Genomic DNA, 2432 nt, shown 5'->3' with positions numbered 1-2432 from the left:
GTGAAGAAAAATTTAATTATTTATATTTTTAGATATTTTTGAGCGAAAATTAATAAGATTTTTGCAGCAAATAGCTGTTCCTATTTCAAAAAAATCTTATAATTTGCAGCCAAAAAGAACAAAAATATAAATAATTAAATTTTTCTTCACACAGCCTTAATCTTTTATTATACTTAAACATTAATTATGTAAAATAAAAGAGTATCATGGTTTTAAACATAAAAGCTCCTGAAAATATAGTATTAAAGCCGACCATTACGGTTTTCGGCGTTGGGGGCGCAGGTAGTAATGCAGTAAATAATATGATTAGTGCTAATCTGCAAGGCGCTAATTTTGTAGTAGCTAATACTGATGCACAATCGCTTGAACATTCTTTATGCACTAACAAAATACAACTCGGTGTTTCTACGACTAGAGGTCTTGGAGCAGGAGCTTCTCCTGAGGTTGGAGCACTTGCTGCTCAAGAATCAGAAAGCGAAATTCGTAGTTACCTAGAAAGTAGCAATATGGTATTTATTACGGCAGGTATGGGCGGCGGTACAGGTACCGGTTCTGCACCGGTTATTGCATGCATTGCTAAAGAACTAGGCATCCTTACGGTTGGGGTAGTAACTAAACCTTTCCATTTTGAAGGCGGTCATCGTATGAAAACTGCCGATAAAGGACTTATTGAATTACAGCAATTCGTTGATACTTTAATTGTAATACCGAACCAAAATCTATTCCGTATTGCTAATGAACAAACGACGTTTGCCGATGCTTTCAAAATGGCAGATGACGTATTACATGCAGGCGTTAGAGGAGTAACAGATTTAATGATTATGCCAGGACTTATTAATCTTGATTTTGCCGACATTAAGGCAGTAATGAGCGAAATGGGTAAAGCAATGATGGGTACGGGTGAAGCTAGCGGCGAAGATAGAGCTATTAAAGCGGCAGAATCTGCAATTTCAAATCCGCTGCTAGATCATAGCTCAATGCGCGGTGCAAGAGGTGTATTAATCAATATTACCGGTGGTTCTGACATGACCTTATTTGAAGTTGACAACGCTGCTAATAGAATTAGAGAAGAAGTAGATAATCTTGATGCTAATATTATTTTCGGTTCAACATTTAATCCGGAATTAAAAGGAATTATCCGAGTATCGGTTGTTGCTACCGGTATTGATGCCGATAAAGTACCGACATATAAACCCGCAATAGCTGGAACTACCAACATAGTTCCTGAAGAAACTTATAATGAATCTATAGTACAACCTACACAAATAGAAGAAATTCCTGATTTTAACAGCTATAGTACCGAAAATATTGAAATTACCGACTCTCCAATAAATCAAAATTTTATCGGAAATGAAAAAGAGCTAGGGTTACATGCAAATAGTTTCAACAGATCTGAAGATGACTCACCAAAACCATCATTTTTAGGAAAAATATGGGGTTCTCTGCGTGCTTCAAATAATCAAACTTTAGAACGCAAAAACATTATTGTTAATACTCTAGATCAAGATAATAAGGAGTCTGATATTCATGACATACCGGCTTTTTTAAGAAAGAGACGAGATTAGATTAGAAAATGAATATAATTTCAGAACAGCATAAAAAAGAATTATTAGAAATAACTAAAAATTTTCCTGCAGATATTGCGTCACTAATAGATTATTTAGAAGAGAAATTACAAAATAAAATTGAATCTTATAAACCTTCACAATTAAAAGATTTTAAATTTTTTGTAATGAAAAGCTTTGCAGATGAAATTAACGATGTTAAAGATGATAATAAATATATTCAGGAACTACTAGAAGAATTACAAATAATATGGGAAGATTTATTTGAAGAAGAATTGCAAGGTCAACATATATATACTTTGGAGATTGGTGATACAACCCACTATACTGAATTAGATTTTACTGCATTAAATTATAATAATGTACAAAATACAGTAGAACCTAAATTTCCTGACTTTACTCAACAGGAGTTGTTAAGTATTTTTTCTTCCAATATACAAAATAATCATAATAATTGTATACCATTTCCTAAAGGAATAAACCTTGAAGAACAAGTTACCATAGATGTATTAAATAATTTATTATTATTAGGCGCTTATAATAAATGTAATTTTTTTGAATACAATAACGGATCAGAAATATATTTTAGATTACCTAATAACGAAAGGCTTGCCATGAAAGTTTTTAGTTTAAATAATCAGCCTATATTAAAAGAAAATAAATTTGAAAATGCTATATTATTTTTAAGTAAAAAAATAAACGAAAATGGTGATGTTAACTATAGTGAAGGCTTTAGTGCTGATATAGCCGAGGGCAAAATAAATTCTTCTTATATAACTCCTTTAGGCGAAATAATGGATTTTAATTAATTTAAAAAACAATCATATGCAAAATAAAATTGGTCATGCCTCCATATTGCAGTTACGC

The 2432-nt window shown here is 31.9% G+C and carries 2 protein-coding genes; both read left to right on the top strand.

Annotation, left to right across the window (positions count from 1 at the left end; translation table 11 throughout):
• Positions 1 to 206: 206 nt before the first annotated feature.
• Positions 207 to 1565 carry a cell division protein FtsZ gene (ftsZ, locus tag KYQ89_RS04685; RefSeq protein ID WP_218460624.1) on the top strand — a complete coding sequence of 453 codons (1359 nt, stop codon included), beginning with the start codon at positions 207 to 209 and terminating at the stop codon, positions 1563 to 1565.
• 275 nt (positions 1566 to 1840) lie between these two features.
• A complete protein-coding gene (locus tag KYQ89_RS04680) occupies positions 1841 to 2374 on the top strand; it encodes a hypothetical protein (RefSeq protein WP_256621353.1) in 534 nt (177 codons plus the stop codon).
• Positions 2375 to 2432 lie beyond the last annotated feature (58 nt).

Origin of the sequence: Rickettsia sp. TH2014, from assembly GCF_019249195.1 — a bacterium.
GTDB classification, from domain to species: Bacteria; Pseudomonadota; Alphaproteobacteria; order Rickettsiales; family Rickettsiaceae; genus Rickettsia; species Rickettsia felis.
This window is presented reverse-complemented; position numbering and strand designations above follow the sequence as displayed.

Coding starts and splice junctions, on each gene's coding strand:
- ftsZ (WP_218460624.1), top strand. CDS start 207: ATGGTTTTAAACATAAAAGCTCCTGAAAATATAGTATTAAAGCCGACC.